The organism is Bacillus sp. LR--39, assembly GCF_053613335.1.
Map to the genome: position 1 here is coordinate 509,761 of NZ_JBSIOT010000002.1, position 19,085 is coordinate 528,845.

At 43.8% G+C, this 19,085-nt stretch carries 14 protein-coding genes; 10 read left to right on the plus strand and 4 right to left on the minus strand.

The features are described from left to right. Positions 1–185 precede the first annotated feature (185 nt). Together manA and ACWHAR_RS12350 are read left to right on the plus strand one after the other, a co-directional pair. Positions 186–1,136 carry a mannose-6-phosphate isomerase, class I gene (manA, locus tag ACWHAR_RS12345; protein ID WP_032876948.1) on the plus strand — a complete coding sequence of 317 codons (951 nt, stop codon included), beginning with the start codon at positions 186–188 and terminating at the stop codon, positions 1,134–1,136. Between the two features lie 140 nt (positions 1,137–1,276). Further along, the gene (locus ACWHAR_RS12350; protein ID WP_032876105.1) at positions 1,277–3,922 is read left to right on the plus strand and encodes an N-acetylglucosaminidase; all 2,646 of its coding nucleotides are present in this window, start codon (positions 1,277–1,279) and stop codon (positions 3,920–3,922) included. A gap of 60 nt (positions 3,923–3,982) precedes the next feature. Here ACWHAR_RS12350 and ACWHAR_RS12355 read toward each other — a convergent pair whose 3' ends face one another. After that, a complete protein-coding gene (locus ACWHAR_RS12355) occupies positions 3,983–5,146 on the minus strand; it encodes a CDP-glycerol--glycerophosphate glycerophosphotransferase (RefSeq protein WP_032876107.1) in 1,164 nt (387 codons plus the stop codon). A gap of 32 nt (positions 5,147–5,178) precedes the next feature. Continuing rightward, positions 5,179–5,949, minus strand: coding sequence for a WecB/TagA/CpsF family glycosyltransferase (locus ACWHAR_RS12360; protein WP_032876110.1), 771 nt, complete (start codon positions 5,947–5,949; stop codon positions 5,179–5,181). Between the two features lie 355 nt (positions 5,950–6,304). Here ACWHAR_RS12360 and tagD point away from each other — a divergent pair, with 355 nt between their 5' ends. The 5 genes from tagD (at position 6,305) to tagH (ending at position 13,172) form a co-directional block, all read left to right on the plus strand. Then, entirely contained in the window at positions 6,305–6,694 is a 390-nt protein-coding gene (tagD, locus tag ACWHAR_RS12365; RefSeq protein ID WP_003151361.1) for a glycerol-3-phosphate cytidylyltransferase, read from the plus strand. Positions 6,695–6,831: 137 nt separating this feature from the next. Continuing rightward, complete coding sequence (locus ACWHAR_RS12370; protein WP_452087568.1) at positions 6,832–8,370, plus strand: glycosyltransferase family 2 protein; 1,539 nt, start codon at positions 6,832–6,834, stop codon at positions 8,368–8,370. A gap of 49 nt (positions 8,371–8,419) precedes the next feature. After that, positions 8,420–10,594, plus strand: a complete 2,175-nt coding sequence (locus ACWHAR_RS12375) for a CDP-glycerol glycerophosphotransferase family protein (protein ID WP_032876115.1) — start codon at positions 8,420–8,422, stop codon at positions 10,592–10,594. Between the two features lie 185 nt (positions 10,595–10,779). Next, positions 10,780–11,607: an ABC transporter permease gene (locus ACWHAR_RS12380; RefSeq protein WP_007614137.1), complete on the plus strand. Its 828-nt coding sequence runs from the start codon at positions 10,780–10,782 to the stop codon at positions 11,605–11,607. Between the two features lie 20 nt (positions 11,608–11,627). Further along, a complete protein-coding gene (gene tagH / locus ACWHAR_RS12385) occupies positions 11,628–13,172 on the plus strand; it encodes a teichoic acids export ABC transporter ATP-binding subunit TagH (RefSeq protein WP_032876118.1) in 1,545 nt (514 codons plus the stop codon). 39 nt (positions 13,173–13,211) lie between these two features. Here the strand turns inward: tagH and galU are convergent, their stop codons facing one another. After that, positions 13,212–14,096, minus strand: coding sequence for a UTP--glucose-1-phosphate uridylyltransferase GalU (galU, locus tag ACWHAR_RS12390; RefSeq protein ID WP_003151367.1), 885 nt, complete (start codon positions 14,094–14,096; stop codon positions 13,212–13,214). A 228-nt stretch (positions 14,097–14,324) separates the two neighbouring features. On the opposite strand from galU, the gene wecB reads away from it, so the two are divergent. Then, on the plus strand, positions 14,325–15,464 hold the full coding sequence (gene wecB / locus ACWHAR_RS12395) for a non-hydrolyzing UDP-N-acetylglucosamine 2-epimerase (protein ID WP_032876121.1): 1,140 nt from the start codon (positions 14,325–14,327) through the stop codon (positions 15,462–15,464). Positions 15,465–15,495: 31 nt separating this feature from the next. Here wecB and tagU read toward each other — a convergent pair whose 3' ends face one another. Further along, positions 15,496–16,413 carry a polyisoprenyl-teichoic acid--peptidoglycan teichoic acid transferase TagU gene (gene tagU, locus ACWHAR_RS12400; RefSeq protein WP_003151369.1) on the minus strand — a complete coding sequence of 306 codons (918 nt, stop codon included), beginning with the start codon at positions 16,411–16,413 and terminating at the stop codon, positions 15,496–15,498. A gap of 180 nt (positions 16,414–16,593) precedes the next feature. On the opposite strand from tagU, the gene ACWHAR_RS12405 reads away from it, so the two are divergent. Together ACWHAR_RS12405 and ACWHAR_RS12410 are read left to right on the plus strand one after the other, a co-directional pair. Continuing rightward, positions 16,594–16,911, plus strand: a complete 318-nt coding sequence (locus ACWHAR_RS12405) for a hypothetical protein (protein ID WP_032876125.1) — start codon at positions 16,594–16,596, stop codon at positions 16,909–16,911. A 32-nt stretch (positions 16,912–16,943) separates the two neighbouring features. Further along, positions 16,944–19,064, plus strand: a complete 2,121-nt coding sequence (locus tag ACWHAR_RS12410) for a SpoIID/LytB domain-containing protein (RefSeq protein WP_032876128.1) — start codon at positions 16,944–16,946, stop codon at positions 19,062–19,064. Positions 19,065–19,085: the final 21 nt, after the last annotated feature.

Sequence of the window (19,085 nt, forward strand, 5' to 3'; positions counted from 1 at the left end):
TTGCGACAAACAAGGCATTTTATTCTGGAATAGGAAATGACTGAGCATTCCGCCCCATCCGAATGGTATAATGAGCAGGTCAGCCATTTTATACATATTGTTTTTAACTGCGGCTCCCTCCGTGTTTTAAAAAAAACACAGGGGGAATGGGATATGAGCCGCTTTTTAAGGGGAGGGGAACGAACATGACGCAAGAGCCGATTTTTTTACAGCCTGTATATAAAGAAAAACTATGGGGCGGCACGTTATTACGCGAACGATTCGGATATGACATACCTTCAGAAACAACCGGCGAATGCTGGGCGATTTCAGCCCATCCGCACGGAATGAGCACGGTCAAAAGCGGTCCGTATCAAGGGAAAACCTTGATGGAACTGTGGGATCAGCATAGAGAATTATTCGGCGGAACGGAAGGGGACCGGTTTCCGCTGCTGACGAAAATACTGGACGTCAAACATCATCTGTCTGTTAAAGTCCATCCTGACGATTATGACGCCGAGGAGCATGGACTGGGCGAAACGGGGAAATCTGAGTGCTGGTACATTATTGACTGTAAAGAAAATGCGGAAATCATATACGGTCACACGGCCCGTTCGAAAGCGGAACTTGTCACCATGATTAACAGCGGTGACTGGGAAGGCCTGCTGCGCCGCGTGAAGATCAAACCCGGCGATTTTTATTATGTGCCGAGCGGAACCATCCATGCCATTTGCGCGGGGGCGCTCGTGCTTGAAACACAGCAGAATTCAGAGGCGGCCTACCGGATATATGATTACGGGCGTACAGATCAAAACGGCCAGCCGCGTGAGCTGAATATCCGCGATGCCGTCAACGCCGCCACCGTTCCGCATGTGGACGGATTTTTGGATGAATCAACTGAAACGAGAAAAGGCGTCACCATCAAAACCTTTGTGCAGGGAGAATATTTTTCTGTATACAAATGGGATATCAGCGGGACGGCGGAAATGACCCAGGACGCTCCGTTTATGCTGTGCAGCGTCACAGAAGGAAGCGGCTCCATCATCTGTGAAGGCAAGTCTGCCAAGCTTGAAAAAGGCGCGCATTTCATACTGCCGGATCAGATGCCTGACTTTACGATAAACGGAGATTGCACGCTCATCGTTTCTCATATATAAAACCAAACTTAATCCCAGCTCTGGGATTAAGTTTTTTTTATTTGGAAAATTGGGTGGTTTCTCTCTGTAAAAATGAAGAAGGCCGGCCGATAAATAAACTAGTTTGATAGAAACCAATTGAATCAGAAAGAGGAGAAGGAATGAAAAAGAGATTCGTTGCACCTATGTTATTGTCCGCCGTTTTCCTTGTCTTTTGCACCCTTACACAGCCCGCTGAGGCCGCATACAGCGACTACTCCGTTTACGAGCTGGAAACGAAGCAGCAATTTGCTTCTGAGAACGGGGCGCTTCAAGCGGCAGCGAAATTGAAAAAGGATACGGGGTGGCAGGCTGACGTAAAGAAAGCCGGAAATACGCCGCTCACTTATCAAATCTCAGCTTCAGGCTTACACGATGAAACGGATGCGAAAACCGTGCTGAAAGATTTTACGAAGCAGACGGGCGTGACCGGCACTTACAGCGCAAGCGGAAGCAAACAGCCGTACGTGACCGTCACATCAGGCGTTCTATCAGACGAGCGGCAGACGAAAAATCTTCTTGCCGAACTGACGAAAAAAACGAGCGTGACCGGCGCCGTCAAGCCGGCGGGGACAAAACAGCCGTACATGCAGGTCGTGACTGCTGAGATGGCGGCCGAAGCGGACGCAAAAGCGCTCTCGCAAGCGTTGACGAAGCAGACGGGCGTGAAAGCGTCATACCGTCAGGTCAAACGGGAAACAGCCCGGTTTCAGATCCAATCAGGAACAATCTCCGGCGATCAAAAAGCCGCTCAAATCCAAACTGATTTTCAAAAGGAAACAGGATTGCAGTCGTCGCTGAAAGTCACGGCAAAGGCCAGTCCGAATATCACCGTGACAGCCTCTGACATCTCAAACGCAAATGTTGCGGCAGGTTTAGCGAAACAGCTTCAGCAGAAAACGGGCGTCAAAGGGAACGTTCAAAAGTATGCCCAAAACAAAACAGCAACCGTGTACAACGTGCAGTCAGGATATTTTAACGGAGTAAGCGCCGTACAAAATGCTATCACCCAAATCAAGAAGAATACGGGTGTCAGCGGAAGCTATCAAAAAGCCGGCAAGAAAAATAATTATACGGTCGGGATGAGCGGACTGACGGCTAAGCAGCTGCAAAGTGTTCAAGCTTTCTTTAAAAAGAAAAAATGGCATTGCGACGCATCGCCTGTCAAAAAGACAGCAACAGTGTCCGTTTATCGGATCACGGCAGGGCAGCTTACCGCTGCACAGGCAGATCAAGCGGAGGCGTTTTTCCGCCAGCAGCATGTAAAGACGGCAAGAACAGCGGCGGGAAAAACAGCAGAAAACGAATATCAGCTGCTTTCTCAGCAGACGGCAGACCAGTCGAAGATAAAAAAAGGATTGAATCTGCTGGCGGGATATAAGCTGACTGCCAATACAAAAACGATATCCAAGCAGACGGACACAACGTACCAAGTCACAACCGAATCACTGCTTGATACGGCAAAGATCAATCGTTCGCTGGACTTTTTCAAAGGGAAAAAAGTATCCGCCTCCGCACAGAAAACAGGTGAAGCGGCGTATACACAATTCAGAATTGAAACGGCACCGCTGCTTAAAAAGGAAGACATTGACCGCGTAACTGCTTTTTTCAAGCAAAACAAAGCGGCCGGAACTGTGAAGGAGACGGGGAAAACCGGCTCTGCACAGTACGTCATCAAAACCGAAACATTCAGCAGTAAAACCGTTTTAAATAAAAGCATGAGCTTTTTCAGCGCCAAACAATTACAGGCCGGCTATACGAGTGAAAGCCATCCGGTTTATGAACTCCGCATTCGCGATCAATTCACGGGAGCGCAGTCAGCGGACGCCGCCTCCCAAAAGCTGAAAAAGCTGTACGGATGGACGATGGCTATTTTGAAAATAAAAAACGGACCGCAAATCATGAATACCAATTACAACATCTCGCTGGCAGATATGGTCAAAAAACAAATGACAGTCAGCCCGCAGACTGATGCCGCGGCTTATGCATCGCTTACGTACATCAATACGGCCTCCGGAACGGTCACAGCCGACGTCCTGAACGTCCGGTCAACCCCGGAAGTCAGCTCCGGCAATATTATCGGGCAGTTGAAAAAAGGCGATAAAGTCAGCATCACAGGCCAGACAAACGGCTGGGCCAAACTCAGCATGGGCTGGAGAAACGCCAGCAGTGACGAAGTCGGGCAGTATGTCAATCCGGCTCACTTCGCACAAGACAGCAAGTATTACTTTCAATTTCTGAAGCTCTCTCAGGCAGCCGGACTGAACGCATCGGAACTGAATCAAAAAGTGCTGGTCAATAAAGGAATACTGACAGGGAAAGGCCAGGCCTTTATTACAGCCGCCGGCAAATACAGCATCAATGAAGTGTATTTGATTTCGCATGCTTTGCTTGAAACGGGCAATGGCACGTCAGAGCTTGCGAACGGCATTATGTATAATGGTAAAAAGGTTTACAACATGTACGGCATCGGGGCTTATGACAGCAACCCGAATTACTACGGCGCACAATACGCGTATAATCAAGGGTGGTTTACTCCGGAAGCCGCGATTATCGGCGGAGCCCAATTTATCGGTGCCTCTTATATTCACAATCCTTCATACGAGCAGGATACGCTGTATAAAATGAGATGGTCTCCAGCCGCGGCCCATCAGTATGCGACAGACATCGGCTGGGCGTATAAGCAGGTAAACCGCATGTACAGCTTATACTCACTGCTGGATGACTATACGCTTTACTATGATGTTCCCGTGTATATGAAAGTATAAAAAAAGGGCTGAGTGTATGCTTCAGCCCTTTCTTCATGCAAAAAACACCCGCCGTCGGATTCAGGCAGGTGCTTCAGCACAATTTTTCATTTTTGTTTCCGCAAATTTCAATAACGCTTCACTCGAATTCCCATCTGAATACATATTCCATTTGTCCGAGAACCGCTTCATTTCTTCTGCACGAAATGGCTTTTTCGTCATTTCCTCCAGAAGGGCTTCGCTGTCATGACAAGCCTTTCCGGGAATGACGGAAGTATAATTGTCGATTAAACCGCGTTTTTGATCATATTCCTCCAGATCATATGTGAAAAAGAAAATCGGTTTATTTAAAAGCGCGAATTCAAAAGGCACGGAAGAGTAATCCGTAATTAAAATATCAGCCGCTTTCAAGAGATCATGCAGACGCATGTCAGACACGTTCTTGATCAATTCGCTTTCAAACGAAGCCGAAATATGTTGCAAAACGGCAGGATGAAGCTTTACAAGCAGCATATACTCTCCGTTTAACGCGTTTGTGAGCTGTTCTTCGGTGAATGGCAGCCGAAAGGATTGCATATCATAATCCCTGAATGTCGGTGCGTACAAGATGATTTTTTTCGGCCATTTGTGCTTCAGTTCAGGCTTGTCTTCATAATAGACGTCAGTCAGGGGGACACCCGTTTTTAACAGCTGGCCGTCCCGTATGCCGAACGACTTTTTAAAAACGTCAGCCATCGCGTCTGAGCCGACGGTGACAAAGTCAAACGAGCGGTACACTTTTTTAAAACGGCTGATGTCTGATGCCGGGCGGTTTTGATTCGTCACATCCTCAAGGCCGAACTTTTTCAAAGAGCCGTTCGCATGCCACACCTGAATGCATGTCGTTTGCGGCCGGCGGTTTAAGACGCTTGTCATGAGGAAATAGTTATCCGTTATCACCACTTTGCTCTTAAAAAGGATCAAAACAGCCTTCAAAAGATGCAGCGGATGTTTTTCGTTCAGATAAAAAGAGCCGATACCTTCCACCTCTTTTTTCAGACTGACGGCGTGTCTCGTATACACAACCGTCACTTCATAAGAAAGCGATTCAGCGTGCGCTTTGTAAGAACGGATGAGAGCCTGCGCATTCTCTTCAAAAGATACCAGCAGGGTCAAATGGTTCTTGGGCTTTACAGGCTTGAACAAAACGCCGAGAACAGACAGATATATAGAATAAAAAGCGGCGAATAAAGATCGCAAGTTCATAGATTACCAATCTCTTTTGCTGTTTTATTTGTTTAAAGCTGTTTCGTTTGATCTTCTGCCTGCTTGGAATACAGGCTTTTATTTGATTTATTATTTCTCAAAACGGTAAAAGCATACTTCGGAATGTTCAGCATCCTTTTCCATCTCCACGGATTCGTCACCAGTCTGTACAGCCATTCCAGATTCGTTTTAATCATCCATTCAGGGGCGCGTTTCACCGTTCCGCTGAACACATCAAAGCTTCCGCCCAAACCGATCGATACAGCCTGAGGGAAAAGATGTTTGTATTCATAAATAAATTGTTCCTGATGGGGATATCCTAAGGCGACAAACACGAGATCGGGTTTCGCCCGGGAAATCTGTTTGGCGACGAAGCGTTTATCCGCTTCATAACCGTTGCTGGCTCCGACAACCTCAATATTCGGATACTCTTTGCTGATCCGGTTCAAAACGGCGTCAAGCACGTCTTGTTTAGCTCCGTATAAAAATATTTTTTTAGACTGCCGGTTTGCGAGGCCGAGCAGCGCAAGAAACACATCGAATCCCGCAATTCTTGATTTCAGCGGGTGCTGCGTCAAACGTGACATTAACACGACGCCGATACCATCCGGCAGGACGAAATCCGCGGATGAAATGACTTGATGATAACCTTTGTCTTTCGCCGCAGCGTATCCGATCTCAGGATTGACCGTCGCAATGACGGCTCCTTGCTTTTGTTCGATATAATAAGTGTCTAAATATGAAATAAACTCCTGTAAATTTCCATTAACATAAGAAAGGTTGTGCACCATTTCAGTCTGCATCTGCCGTCCTCCTTTTTGTACGGGATTTTCTTTCACTTTTTCGTGACTTAGGCTAAGCTTTATTTTAACATAATACCTTCAGATAAACTTAACAATAGTTTTACAAAAATATAAATAAGATAACAATTTCTTTAATCACACGCGCAAAAACCCTGCTAAACTCCTATTGTAATAACATTTGTTAATAAGTGGATTTTAACTTCGTTTTACATTGGCTTAACCTTTTCAGGGCTATGTGATATAATGAGGTTCCATGAGTACGAAATTGGCACTTTAGTGATTAAGGATACAGCTGCGCAGCATTTCAGGGCAGTTGCTTGTTATACGTATGATGATAGAAAGGAGCTTTTGTTTCATGAAGAAGGTCATTACTTACGGTACGTTTGATTTACTGCATTGGGGTCATATTAAACTGCTTGAGCGCGCAAAGCAGCTTGGGGATTACCTTGTTGTTGCCATCTCAACAGACGAGTTCAACCTGCAAAAACAAAAAAAGGCCTACCACAGCTATGAACACAGAAAGCTGATTCTGGAAACGATCCGTTATGTCGACGAAGTCATTCCGGAAAACAGCTGGGATCAAAAAGTACGTGACGTAGCGGATCACAACATCGATGTGTTCGTAATGGGAGACGATTGGGAAGGCAAATTCGATTTCCTTAAAGATCAATGCGAAGTCATCTACCTCCCTAGAACCGAAGGCATTTCCACCACACAGATTAAAAAAGAAATTGCCGGGGTGTAATTGAAACATTCGGATATACAGATGATAAAGAAGTACTCCCTCCGGATAGGGAGTACTTCTTGTAATATAAGGTTATTTTCGCTATATTTGTTATGCGCTTTTGAAAAAAAGCTAGACAATAAGAGGAGAATTTAAAGATGAATCTTAGTAACTTTTTTAAGTTGAATAAAAAAGAGTCCAAGCCGTCCGTAGAAGAACGCGAATATACCATTTTAAACAAAGAAGCATTGGCGGAAGAGAAGAAGGTAGCGGTAGTCGTTCCTGTTTATAATGCAGAAGAATATGTAAGGAAAACAGTTGATTCAGTGATCCTTCAAAACATCGGCTTTCAGCATATTTCTTTAATTCTGGTCGATGATTGCTCTACTGATGATTCCAGAAACATCCTGACTGAGTACGCCGAATTGTATGAAAATATTACAGTCGTCTTTTTGAAAGACAACACGGGAACTCCGGCTTATCCGAGAAACTTGGGAATTGAGCTGGCAAATGCGAAGTACATTACATTTTTGGATGCAGATGATTGGTTTGCGCCGAACGGAGTTAAAATCTTATTCGACATGCTCGAAAGAGATCAGGTAAATTATGCGGTCGGAAAAACGATCGAAATGCAGGTGAACGGTCAAAAAACGATCGGGAAACATGAGTCTTCGCTGAACAGAGCGAAGGTATCGCCTTTTTCAATCCGGCATATTTTCTATCATCTCGGCCCGCGGGCAAGAATGATGAACTTACAATTTCTAAAAGATAATGATATCAGATATCCGGAAATGAAATTTGCTGAAGATAAGCAATTTTTTATGGATGTTCTTTTGGCGTGCGGAGATATTTCAACGTCAACCGAACCGGTCTATTATCTGAACAGAATGGACAATAATGAGTCGCTGACAAAGCAGACTAATATAATGGAAAAAACCGATACGAACATAGCCGTAATGAAGTATATTCTGAACAAAAAATTAGATACTGAAAAAGAGAAGATGGCGATGAACCGCCTGATCGAATTCGATTCCATTACGCGCCTTTTCGATCGGATGCACTTCCTGAAAAGCGAAAACAAAGAAGCCTACTACAATAAATTCAATGAAATTCTGAATGTGTTAAAGAAGACGAAATACGATATTTCTGAGACATTTTTTCATCCGATTCATAAAACAGCCTTCCGTCTGCTGACTCAAAAACGGTATGACGAGGTCGAAAAGCTGTTCCGCTGGTCCAAAAAAGAGCCCGATAAAAACATCGTGACGAAAGGCGGACTGGCTTATTTAGAAAGCCCGCTGACGGATGAAGAAAATAAACTGGTCGAACTTCGCATGCACGGAGAAACGGAAAGCGCGGTGTTCGCCGATCATAAATTCACCGTTACGTTCCGCTTGTTCGGACAGGACAGAAATAATGCCCATTATATTCAGTTTCAGCACAGAGATAACATGAAAGTATTCCACCAGTTTCCGGTTCAGTCACTGGGAGACGGGCGGTACGTCCTTGAAATCCCGTTAAGTGACATTGAAAAAGTCGGACTTGGCGGTTATATTATGTATGTCATTTATAACGATTATGAACGTGTCATGTTAAACAGAGAAGACGGTGAAAAGGTGACGGCAGAAGTGAACGGACTGCAATATCAATTCTACCGGAGGGTGAAGGAGAACCTTTCGCTGAAAGTAACAAAATGATGATTGTGATTGGATATGTTTAATTGAAACAGAGGAGTAGACTTATTTTATGGGTATAGAAAATCCTGTCAGATACAAGTTAAAACATCTTAACATAAAGGAAGAGACATTCAGCATTACGATATCCTGTGAAAATGTCACTGCAGGGGAAGAGCCTTCTCTTCAGATTATAAATCGTAAGACAAAAGCGGAACTTTCCGTCCCTCTGAAACGGTTGGCAGGAGAAGGCGGGGAGTACCATGCTGTCATGAGCACGGATCTGCTTTCTGACCATACGGACGGCAAAGGATGTCTGGATTTCTATGTCTCCTTTATCAATGATGACAGTGATATTAGTAAAAAACGGTTAAAATCCAGCCTTGAACCTATTGAACTGTCTTCTTATAAAGATGAGGCTCATCATATGTTCTTTTTCCCTTACACGACGAAGAAAGGGAATTTCTCCTTAAAGCTGCTGCAGAAAAAGTTCGTCACGCGGATTGATGAAATGGAGCTCGAATCTGACGGCAGCTTACATCTGAAAGGTTTTGCATTCCGGCTGAATGCGGCAGAAGCCTTAAAGATAAAAGAAAAAAACCTGATTCTGAAAATGAAAAAAGGAAAAGAAGAGGAGCCTCTCATTCTGAAGTATCCGCTTCACGACGTGCCGAGACACGACCTTGATGAATATGTTCAGGACACAACGATGCTTGACACGATAGGCTTTGATACAAAAATTGATTTGAATGCCGTTTATAAAGAATTGAATCAGCAGCTAACCTTTCAATTCCATATTCAATTCATTTTTGAAGATGTCGGGACGGGTGAAGAGATTATCACCAACAGCAAACCGTTAAAGGTTCTGAAATCTGAACATGTAAACCCTAACCAATTCACGATTTTGAAAACGGAGAAAGGGCCTGCCAGATTTCACGTTTTCACGAAAAAGAAAACGAAAAATCTCCACCTGAGAATGAACGATTACAGCTTCAGCACCCGCGTGGAGTATTTTGTGAAAGGAAAGCTGAAACGGGGCGCTTCCTTTGTACGCAAGAGAAAGAATAAGCTGAAAAAGTTCATTGAGAAAAGAATACAAAACACTTATAAAGCGGGATTCAGGGTTGCGGGGAAACTGCCTGTCAAACAGAAATTTGTCATGTTTGAAAGCTTTGCCGGAAAACAGTACAGCTGCAACCCGCGGGCGATTTATGAATACATGAGCAAAGAGATGCCGGAATACCGTCTCTGCTGGAGTGTAAACCCCGCTTACTCACAGACATTTAAAGATAAAGGAATTCCTTATATCGAACGCTTTACGTTCAAATGGCTGTTCGCCATGGCAAGAGCCGAGTACTGGGTTGTCAACAGCCGTATGCCGCTGTGGATTCCGAAACCTGAGCATACGACATATGTCCAGACATGGCATGGCACGCCCTTAAAGCGCCTTGCAGTAGATATGGATGAAGTGCATATGCCGGGAACAAACACTGAAAAATACAAGCGCAACTTTACGACAGAGGCTTCAAAGTGGGATTACCTGATTTCACCGAACGCATATTCAACCGAAATATTCGCCCGGGCGTTTCAGTTTAATAAAACCATGATTGAATCGGGATATCCGCGGAATGACTTCCTTCAAACGGATAACAGCCCTTCTGTCATCAAAGCGCTGAAAGAAAAAATGAATCTTCCGCAAGATAAAAAAGTGATTATCTACGCACCGACATGGCGGGATGACCAATTTTATAAGAAGGGAAAATACAAGTTTGATCTTGATTTAGACCTTCATCAATTGAGAGAAGCGATCGGCGACCGTTATGTCATTATTTTACGAATGCATTATCTCGTGGCGGAAAACTTTGATCTCGGACCGTATGAAGGATTTGCTTATGATTTCTCCAGCTACGAAGATATCCGTGAGCTGTATATGGTCTCTGATTTACTCATAACGGACTATTCCTCTGTCTTTTTTGACTATGCAAATCTGAAAAGACCGATGCTGTTTTATGTGCCTGATATCGAAACGTACCGGGATAAACTCAGAGGGTTTTACTTTGACTTTGAAAAAGAAGCGCCCGGCCCGCTAGTCAAAGAAACAGGTGACGTTATCAAATGGGTCAATGAAACGGAATCAGATGATTATAAGCTTCCGGATTCGTTCGGGCCTTTTTACGAGAAGTTCTGTTATTTAGAAACCGGAGAATCGTCTGAAAAAGCCGTAAAAGTGATTTTCGGGGACAAGTAAATAAGTGCAAAAAAGCATAATTTAACCACGTTAATTATGCTTTTTTGCTTAAGTGACGGCATGTTGCGCTCATTGGACTCAGGCTTGTTATGAAGTGAAAAATACATCGTAATCTGTTACAATTATGAGCGGTGCTTTTGTAAGTCAAAGCTATTACCTAAAACTTACGACTAAGGAAGATTAGAATGAATGCATTGGTAAAAATTCTGAAAGAGCAATTCAACTCATTTCCGCTGATTATGCGGCTTGCAGTGTACGAAACGAAATCAAAGTATCAAGTGAACTATTTGGGTATATTGTGGCAGTTTCTCAACCCCATGATTCAAATGCTGGCATACTGGTTCGTATTTGGTCTCGGGATTCGCGGCGGACATGATATGGTGCTTGGAAATGGAGACAGCGTACCGTTCATTGTCTGGATGCTGGCCGGCTTAATTCCTTGGTTCTTTATCAGTCCGACGATACTGGATGCATCTAACAGCGTTTTTAAACGGATAAATTTAGTGTCGAAAATGAACTTTCCGATCAGTTCACTGCCTTCTGTAGTGATAGCATCGAATTTATTCAGTTATTTTGTGATGATGGGGATTTATATTATTGTGCTGCTGAGCAACGGTCTTTTTCCGACGCTGCATTGGCTGCAATATATTTATTACCTGTTTTGTATGATCAGTTTTATGTTTGCTTTCGGCCTGTTTAATTCGACTATCAGCGTATTAATCAGGGATTACCAGTTTTTGCTTCAGGCCGTCACAAGGCTGCTCTTTTTTCTTCTGCCGATTTTTTGGGATATTGCGGAGAAATTTGGAAACAGACCTGAAGTTTTGACCATCTTGAAGTTAAACCCTCTTTTCTATATTATCGAGGGCTTTAGAGACAGCTTTATGGAAGGGCAGTGGTTTTTCCACGATGTGAAATACACGCTGTATTTCTGGTTTGTCACACTGCTGTTGTTAACAGTCGGTTCACTTCTTCATATGAAATTCAGAGATAAGTTTGTTGACTTTCTTTAATATAGTAAGGAGATTATACGATGAAACTAAAAGTTTCGTTCAGAAATGTTTCAAAACAGTATTTTCTATATAAAAAACAGTCTGACAAAATTAAAGGATTGTTTTTCCCAAACAGAAATCAAAAAGGTTTTTTCGCTGTCCGAAATGTTTCTTTTGACGTCTATGAAGGGGAAACGATCGGATTCGTAGGGATCAACGGGTCGGGAAAATCAACGATGTCCAATCTGCTTGCAAAGATTATTCCGCCGACAAGCGGTGAGATTGATATGAACGGGCAGCCGTCTTTAATCGCGATTTCTGCCGGATTAAACAATCAATTAAGCGGTAAAGACAACATTCGTTTAAAATGCTTGATGATGGGTCTCAACAATCGGCAGATAGACGAGCTTTATGAAAAAATCGTTGAATTCGCGGATATCGGCGACTTTATAGATCAGCCTGTTAAAAGCTATTCAAGCGGTATGAAATCCCGTCTCGGTTTTGCCATATCGGCGCATATGGACCCTGACATCCTTATTATTGATGAGGCGCTCTCAGTAGGGGACCAGACTTTCTATCAGAAATGTGTGGACCGCATTACGGAATTTAAAGAACGCGGCAAAACGATCTTTTTCGTCAGTCATTCCATCGGACAGATTGAGAAAATGTGTGATCGGGTGGCTTGGATGCATTACGGCGAAATGCGCATGTTCGACGAAACGAAAGCTGTTGTGAAAGAATATAAAGCTTTTGTGGATTGGTTCAACAAGCTTTCAAAGAAAGAAAAAAAGAAATATCAAAACGAGCAGATTGAAGGCAGAACGCGGGCAGCCGAGGAACAGAAAATCACTCAGGCGCAGCAAAAGAAAGCGAAGCCTAAATTCATTGCCAATACGATACAGATTACGCTGCTTGCATTGCTGGCTGTCGGCGCAGGCGCTTCGATGTTTTCAGACAAGCCTCTGCGTGCGATCACATCTTTCGGTCACGTCAAACAGAGCGATGCCGGACTTTATGAGTCTGTGAATAAACCTGCTTTGGTAAAAGCTGAAAAGGCGGACCTTTATACTGAAAAAGATATAAAAGGAAAAGCCTCCGCAAGTGTAAGTTTCGGCACGAAGGTGCAGGTAGAAGCCGAAAATAACCAGGCGGCCAAAGTGAAATTAAACGATAAAGAGTACTTTATGAAAAAGACTGATCTGTATAAAGTGAATGCTTTAAAAAAGACGGATGTTCAGCTTAATGATTTCAGCGGCAGTTTATCAAGCCAAACAGCAGAAGAGTTTCTCTCATATCTCAATAAAAGCGGGGACGATGTACAGATTAAATTGAAAAATCCAGCTGCCGGACAAACGGCTGACGGACGGAACGTATTAAAAACATCCGATGCAAAAACGGAGGTAGTGATTGACAATGATACAGTCTCCGAAGTGGTTTTTCATTTATCGCGTCCTGCAGACATCTCAGCTTTAAGTGAAAAAGGCGGCAGCAAAATCAATCAGAATTTGCTCATGCTTAAAAACCAGGAATATACTTTTTCTGTGAACAATGCTGATCAAACACTGACGGTAACGTCTAAAAAGTAAAGATCACATAAAAAAAGCTGCCGGATTCGGCAGCTTTTTCTATTCGTCAGCTTCTTCTTTTTCAAGAAGATCCTTCATGAACGGAATTAATTTATGGCGGATATCCTGATCCTGTAAGGCGAATTCAAGTGTCGTCTCGATAAATCCGAGTTTTTCACCGACATCGTAACGTTTTCCTTCGAAATCATAAGCGAAGACACGCTGAATGTCATTGAGCTTTTGGATGGCGTCCGTTAATTGAATTTCTCCTCCTGCACCGACTTCCTGCTGTTCCAGGTACATGAAAATTTCAGGAGTGAAAACGTATCTTCCTAAAATAGCCAAGTTGGAAGGAGCTGTGCCCGGTTCAGGCTTCTCTACAAAATTTTTGACCTGGTAACGGCGGCCTTCATTTGTTAACGGATCGATAATTCCGTAGCGGTGTGTGTCGCTTTCAGGAACTTGCTGAACACCGATGATTGAAGACAATGTTTTTTCGTATTCATCCATCAGCTGACGAAGTCCCGGTTTTTCAGCCTGGACAATATCATCGCCGAGAAGAACGGCGAAAGGTTCATCGCCGATGAAGTTGCGTGCGCACCAAACGGCATGACCGAGTCCTTTTGGCTCTTTTTGGCGAATATAGTGGATATCCGCAATATTTGACGATTTTTTCACTTTTTGAAGAAGTTCAATTTTCCCTTTTTCTTCTAAATTGCGTTCCAGTTCAGGGGCATTGTCGAAATGGTCTTCTATTGCTCTTTTTCCTTTTCCGGTTACGATAATAATATCTTCGATGCCGGATTCGACAGCTTCTTCGATAATATACTGAATTGTCGGCTTATCAACGATTGGAAGCATTTCTTTAGGCATTGCTTTTGTGGCCGGCAAAAAACGAGTGCCTAAACCTGCTGCCGGAATAATGGCTTTGCGTACTTTCTTCACTGAATAACACCATCCTTGTTTCTGCAAAATCTTTTTTTCAGAACTATAACCTAGTCTTTTTCCACTTTACCACAATTGATTAAAATTCACACCTTTTAATCCGCTTTCAAAGAGTCTTGTAACGGTTTTTGCTTTGTTTGCCATTAAGCTTTACAATATCTAAGAAACGGCATAAATATGTTAACATGAAGGGATATCCGACATATAAAACGAGGTGCAGACAAACCGTTGAAAAAACTAAAAGTAATGACCGTATTCGGTACAAGACCTGAAGCAATTAAAATGGCTCCGCTCGTATTAGAGCTTGAGAAATATCAGGAAATTGATTCGCTGGTGACTGTAACCGCACAGCACAGACAGATGCTGGATCAAGTGCTTGAAGCATTCAGCATTACGCCTGATTTTGATTTGAATATTATGAAAGAGCGTCAAACGCTTTCAGAAATTACATCTCATGCTTTGCTGAAACTGGACAAGCTGTTCCAAGAAGTAAAACCAGATATCGTGTTGGTCCACGGAGATACGACGACAACGTTCGCCGGAAGCCTTGCCGCCTTTTATCATCAAATCGCTGTCGGCCATGTGGAAGCCGGTCTGCGTACGCAAAATAAATACTCTCCTTTCCCCGAGGAAATCAACCGGCAGATGACGGGCGTGATCGCTGATGTGAATTTTGCGCCGACAAGCCAGGCTGAACAGAATCTGCTTGCTGAAAATAAAAAGCCGGATTCTATATTTGTCACGGGAAATACGGCGATAGACGCGCTTCAAACGACAGTGCGGGAAGACTATTCTCATCCGATTTTTGACAAGCTGGACGGAAGCAGGATGATTCTTTTGACAGCGCACAGACGTGAAAATTTAGGCAGGCCGATGGAACAGATGTTTAAGGCCGTCAGAAGAGTCGTTGAGGAGTTTGAGGACGTACAAGTCGTTTATCCCGTTCATTTGAATCCCGCAGTTCGTGAGGCCGCAGAAGCCCATTTCGCTGATTCGGACAGGGTGCATTTAATAGAACCTCTGGAGGTCGTGGATTTCCATAACTTCGCTGCGAAAGCAAATTTCATTTTGACCGACTCGGGCGGAGTGCAGGAGGAAGCGCCTTCTCTCGGAAAGCCGGTCTTGGTGCTTCGGGACACAACCGAGCGCCCCGAAGGAGTGAAAGCCGGGACATTAAAGCTGGCGGGTACAGATGAAGAAACGGTGTATCAGCTGACAAAACAGCTCTTAACCGATCAGACTGAATATGAACGGATGTCAAAGGCGTCAAACCCTTATGGTGACGGATCGGCTTCAAAACGGATTGTGGAAGAACTGCTTTATCGGTACGGCTATAGAAAAACCCGTCCGCAGCCTTTTACAGAATAAAAAAACTCTGCATCATATGCAGAGTTTTTTATTATTTCAGGCTTTCTTTTAATTCTTTTTTGACTGAAGCGAGGCTTGCTTCATCTAATTTGTAATAATAGATATTGTTGATTCTCGTTCCCGTTCCCTTCAGTTCATGCTGAGTGACTTTGCTGCGGGCGTTTTTATAGTCAGTCATAACCGTCCACATATCATCGAATGACATGTTTGTTTTCATGTTGTTTTCAATGACCTTAAACATATCTCCGAATTTTGTGACAGACGAGATGTTTGCCCCTTTAGAAATAATCCCTTCAATCACTTGGCGCTGGCGCTGCTGCCTGCCGAAATCCCCCCGGGGATCTTCTTTTCTCATACGCGTGTAGGCAAGCGCTTCTTCGCCGTTCAGGCTGATGTTCCCCGTTCCGAAAGAGTGCCCGTCGTAGTTGAAGGCAAACGTGCTGTTCACCGTAATCCCGCCGAGTGTATCCACGGTATCTTTGAAGCTCTCCATGTTTACTTTCACAAAATAATCTACCGGCACGTCAAGCAGGTCCTCGACGGTATCCGCGGCCATCTGCGTTCCGCCGAAAGCATAGGAGTGGTTGATTTTATCCATCGTACCTTTGCCGGAGATTTTCGTATACGTATCACGCGGAATGCTGACCATTTCTGTTGTATTCGTTTTAGGATTGACGGTCATATAAATCATCGTATCCGCGCGCCCTTTGTCATTTTTCCGCTCATCGACGCCCATGATTAAAACAGAAATCGGATCCTTCTTTCCGAGATCTATATCCGTGTCACGTTTGTCCGATTTTTTCAAGTCTTCCTGAATGCTTGCCACCGTTGAAGCCGCTTTGTGCCACAAGTAGTAGACGTAGCCTCCTGATGATAAAACTAACAGCCCGATGATTGTTACGATTGTCAGAAGAACTTTTTTCTTCTTTCTTTTTCGTTCAGCTCTCATTTGTCATCACCTTTTCTATTAACTTTCCTGATGCAATTTACTAATCTTTATAAACCCAGTCATATTTTTACTTATAACCATGTAATAGACGAAATTCTTAAAAAAAGGTTACAAAAAGACCTTAAAATTACCTTAAAAAAAAGTTAGTATAAGACGATACATAAAGATGAGGTGAAAAAAATGAAAAAAACTATTGCAGCTTCGTTCTTAATACTGCTTTTTTCTGTTGTGTTGGCAGCGTGCGGAACGGCGGATCAATCAAAGAAGGGAAGCGGTTCTGCGGAGAACCAGGCTCAAAAAGAAACGGCATATTATGTCGGTATGGCGGATACGCACACAATTGAAGTAAAAGTGGATGATCAGCCCGTCAGCTTTGAGTTTTCTGATGACTTCTCTGATGTTCTGAATAAATTCAGCGAAAATGACAAAGTCAGCATCACTTATTTCACAAATGATAAAGGCCAAAAAGAGATCAAGGAAATCGAGAAAGCAAAATAATACACCATGATCAGCAAAAGGCGGGATAAAAATTGAAGAAAACAATATGGGCTGTCTGTTTTTCTGTGATATTCAGCCTGGCTTTATTACCGGAAAGCACTTTTGCGGCCAGTTCTGATATTTCAGTAAAACTGACGAATTATATTGGTAATAAATCGACTCTGAATATCGAACCTTCAGGAACTTATAAACTGACGGGAAGCGATGTCTCCTCCGTTGTCAGATTAGGAGGCGCATCCAAATATGATACGGCTAACACTGCGACATCTAAGTATTGGAAAAATCCGTCCAACGTGGTCGTCGTTAATACGGACGCTTATTTTGCGGATACGCTTTCCGTCATTCCTTTAGCGAATAAACTGAAAGCGCCTGTTCTGCTGACTGAAGCGAAAAAACTGAGCAGCAGCACAGAAGCGCAAATCAAGAAATTCAATCCGGATAATATTTTAATCATCGGCGGGACGAACAGTATTTCGTCAGCCGCGGAAAAGACATTGAAGAAATACGGCCGCACGAAACGGATCAGCGGAAAAAACAGATATGATCTGTCCAAAAATATTGCGGCCGAAATGGGCAGCTATGACCAAGCGGTCGTAGTAACGGGGGATGTTTATACGGATGCGCTGGCAATCGCGCCTTATGCTGCGCAAAACGGCTATCCGATTCTCCTGACGAAAAAAGACTCCCTCCCGAGCTACAATCTGCCTAAAAAAGTAATCATCATGGGAGGCACTTCAAGCGTCAGCAAAGATGTGGAGAATCAAATTAAAAAGAAGGCCTCGGTCACCAAAAGAATTACCGGATCAAATAGATATCAAATATCAGCAAACGCAGTCACTTCGCTTGGCATGGATGCAAGCAAAACGGTGGCTGCCAACGGGACTAAATTAGCGGACATCGTTGTCGGATCAAATATTGCCGCCGCAAATCACATGCCGCTTGTATACATCAAAAAAAGTGAAACACCCGCAGACGAGGCCAGCCTTTTTAAAACGAAAGGCACCTATTCTTATACATTAATAGGCAGCGCGAATTCAATTGCCGATTCAGTTAAGGCTGCTTACGCAAAAGAGTTTTATCTCGTAAATGGAAAGACGTACCGTATTGAAACGTCCGGCGGCAAATTAGGTGTTGCAGGCATTAACAGCGGAAAAACGTCTTTCAAGGCGGTTCCAGAAAAATATTCAACAGCAAACACAATCAGCATTGACGGGAAGCCATATTTGGGGAATATGAGTTTCACTGCGGAATCCGGCAAATATGTAAGACCTGTTAATGAAAACATTCCTTTTGAGGACTATCTGAAAGGTGTCCTGCCGAATGAAATGCCGGGAAGCTGGCCGACAGAAGCGCTGAAAGCCCAGGCTGTTGCCGCCCGCACCTACTCTATCGGCAAGATGGGACAAACAGTCGCGGATACAACGGCCTTTCAGGTTTACGGTGGATACAGCTGGTATCCAAACGCAACCGCAGCCGTTAACGGAACAAAAGGGAAAGTGCTCACTTATTCCGGCAGATTGATAGATGCCACTTACTCATCAAGCAATGGCGGTTACATGGAAGCCGGCGATGAAGTGTGGGGATCGAAAGTGCCGTATTTAGTAGCTAAAAAGGATACAAAAGATCCGGAAATCAGCTGGTCTTTAACATTGCAGAAGCAGCAGCTGCCAACGGGTCTGGATATGAAAAATCCCGCATCCTGGTGGTCTAAAACAAACGAAGCAAATGCCGCGCAGCTCAACGGAATAAAAAATTGGCTGATGAAAAATAAAGAAACCAATGCAAGTTCCATAAAAATTGCAAGCATCTCTGATCTCTCGCTCACCGGAAAAACAAAAGGCCAGCGCGCGGAAGACGCCGCGGTGAAGGTCACGTACCATGTGAATGACAAGTCGAAGGGCTATGTCATGAACAAGACTGCATCTGTTGAGGTGAAAGCGTCTGAACTCAGAACGATGATCGGAGCTTCATCTTTTAAAAGCACATACGCCAGTGCGTCCGGTAATTCTTCGCAAATCACGATATCAGGAAAGGGATACGGTCACGGCGTAGGAATGAGTCAATACGGAGCAAAAGAAAGAGCGGAGGCCGGAGAGCCGTATACTTCTATTCTTGCGTTCTATTATCCTAATACAGCACTTACAAACTACTAAACTTCTGTGGAGGAGATCGGA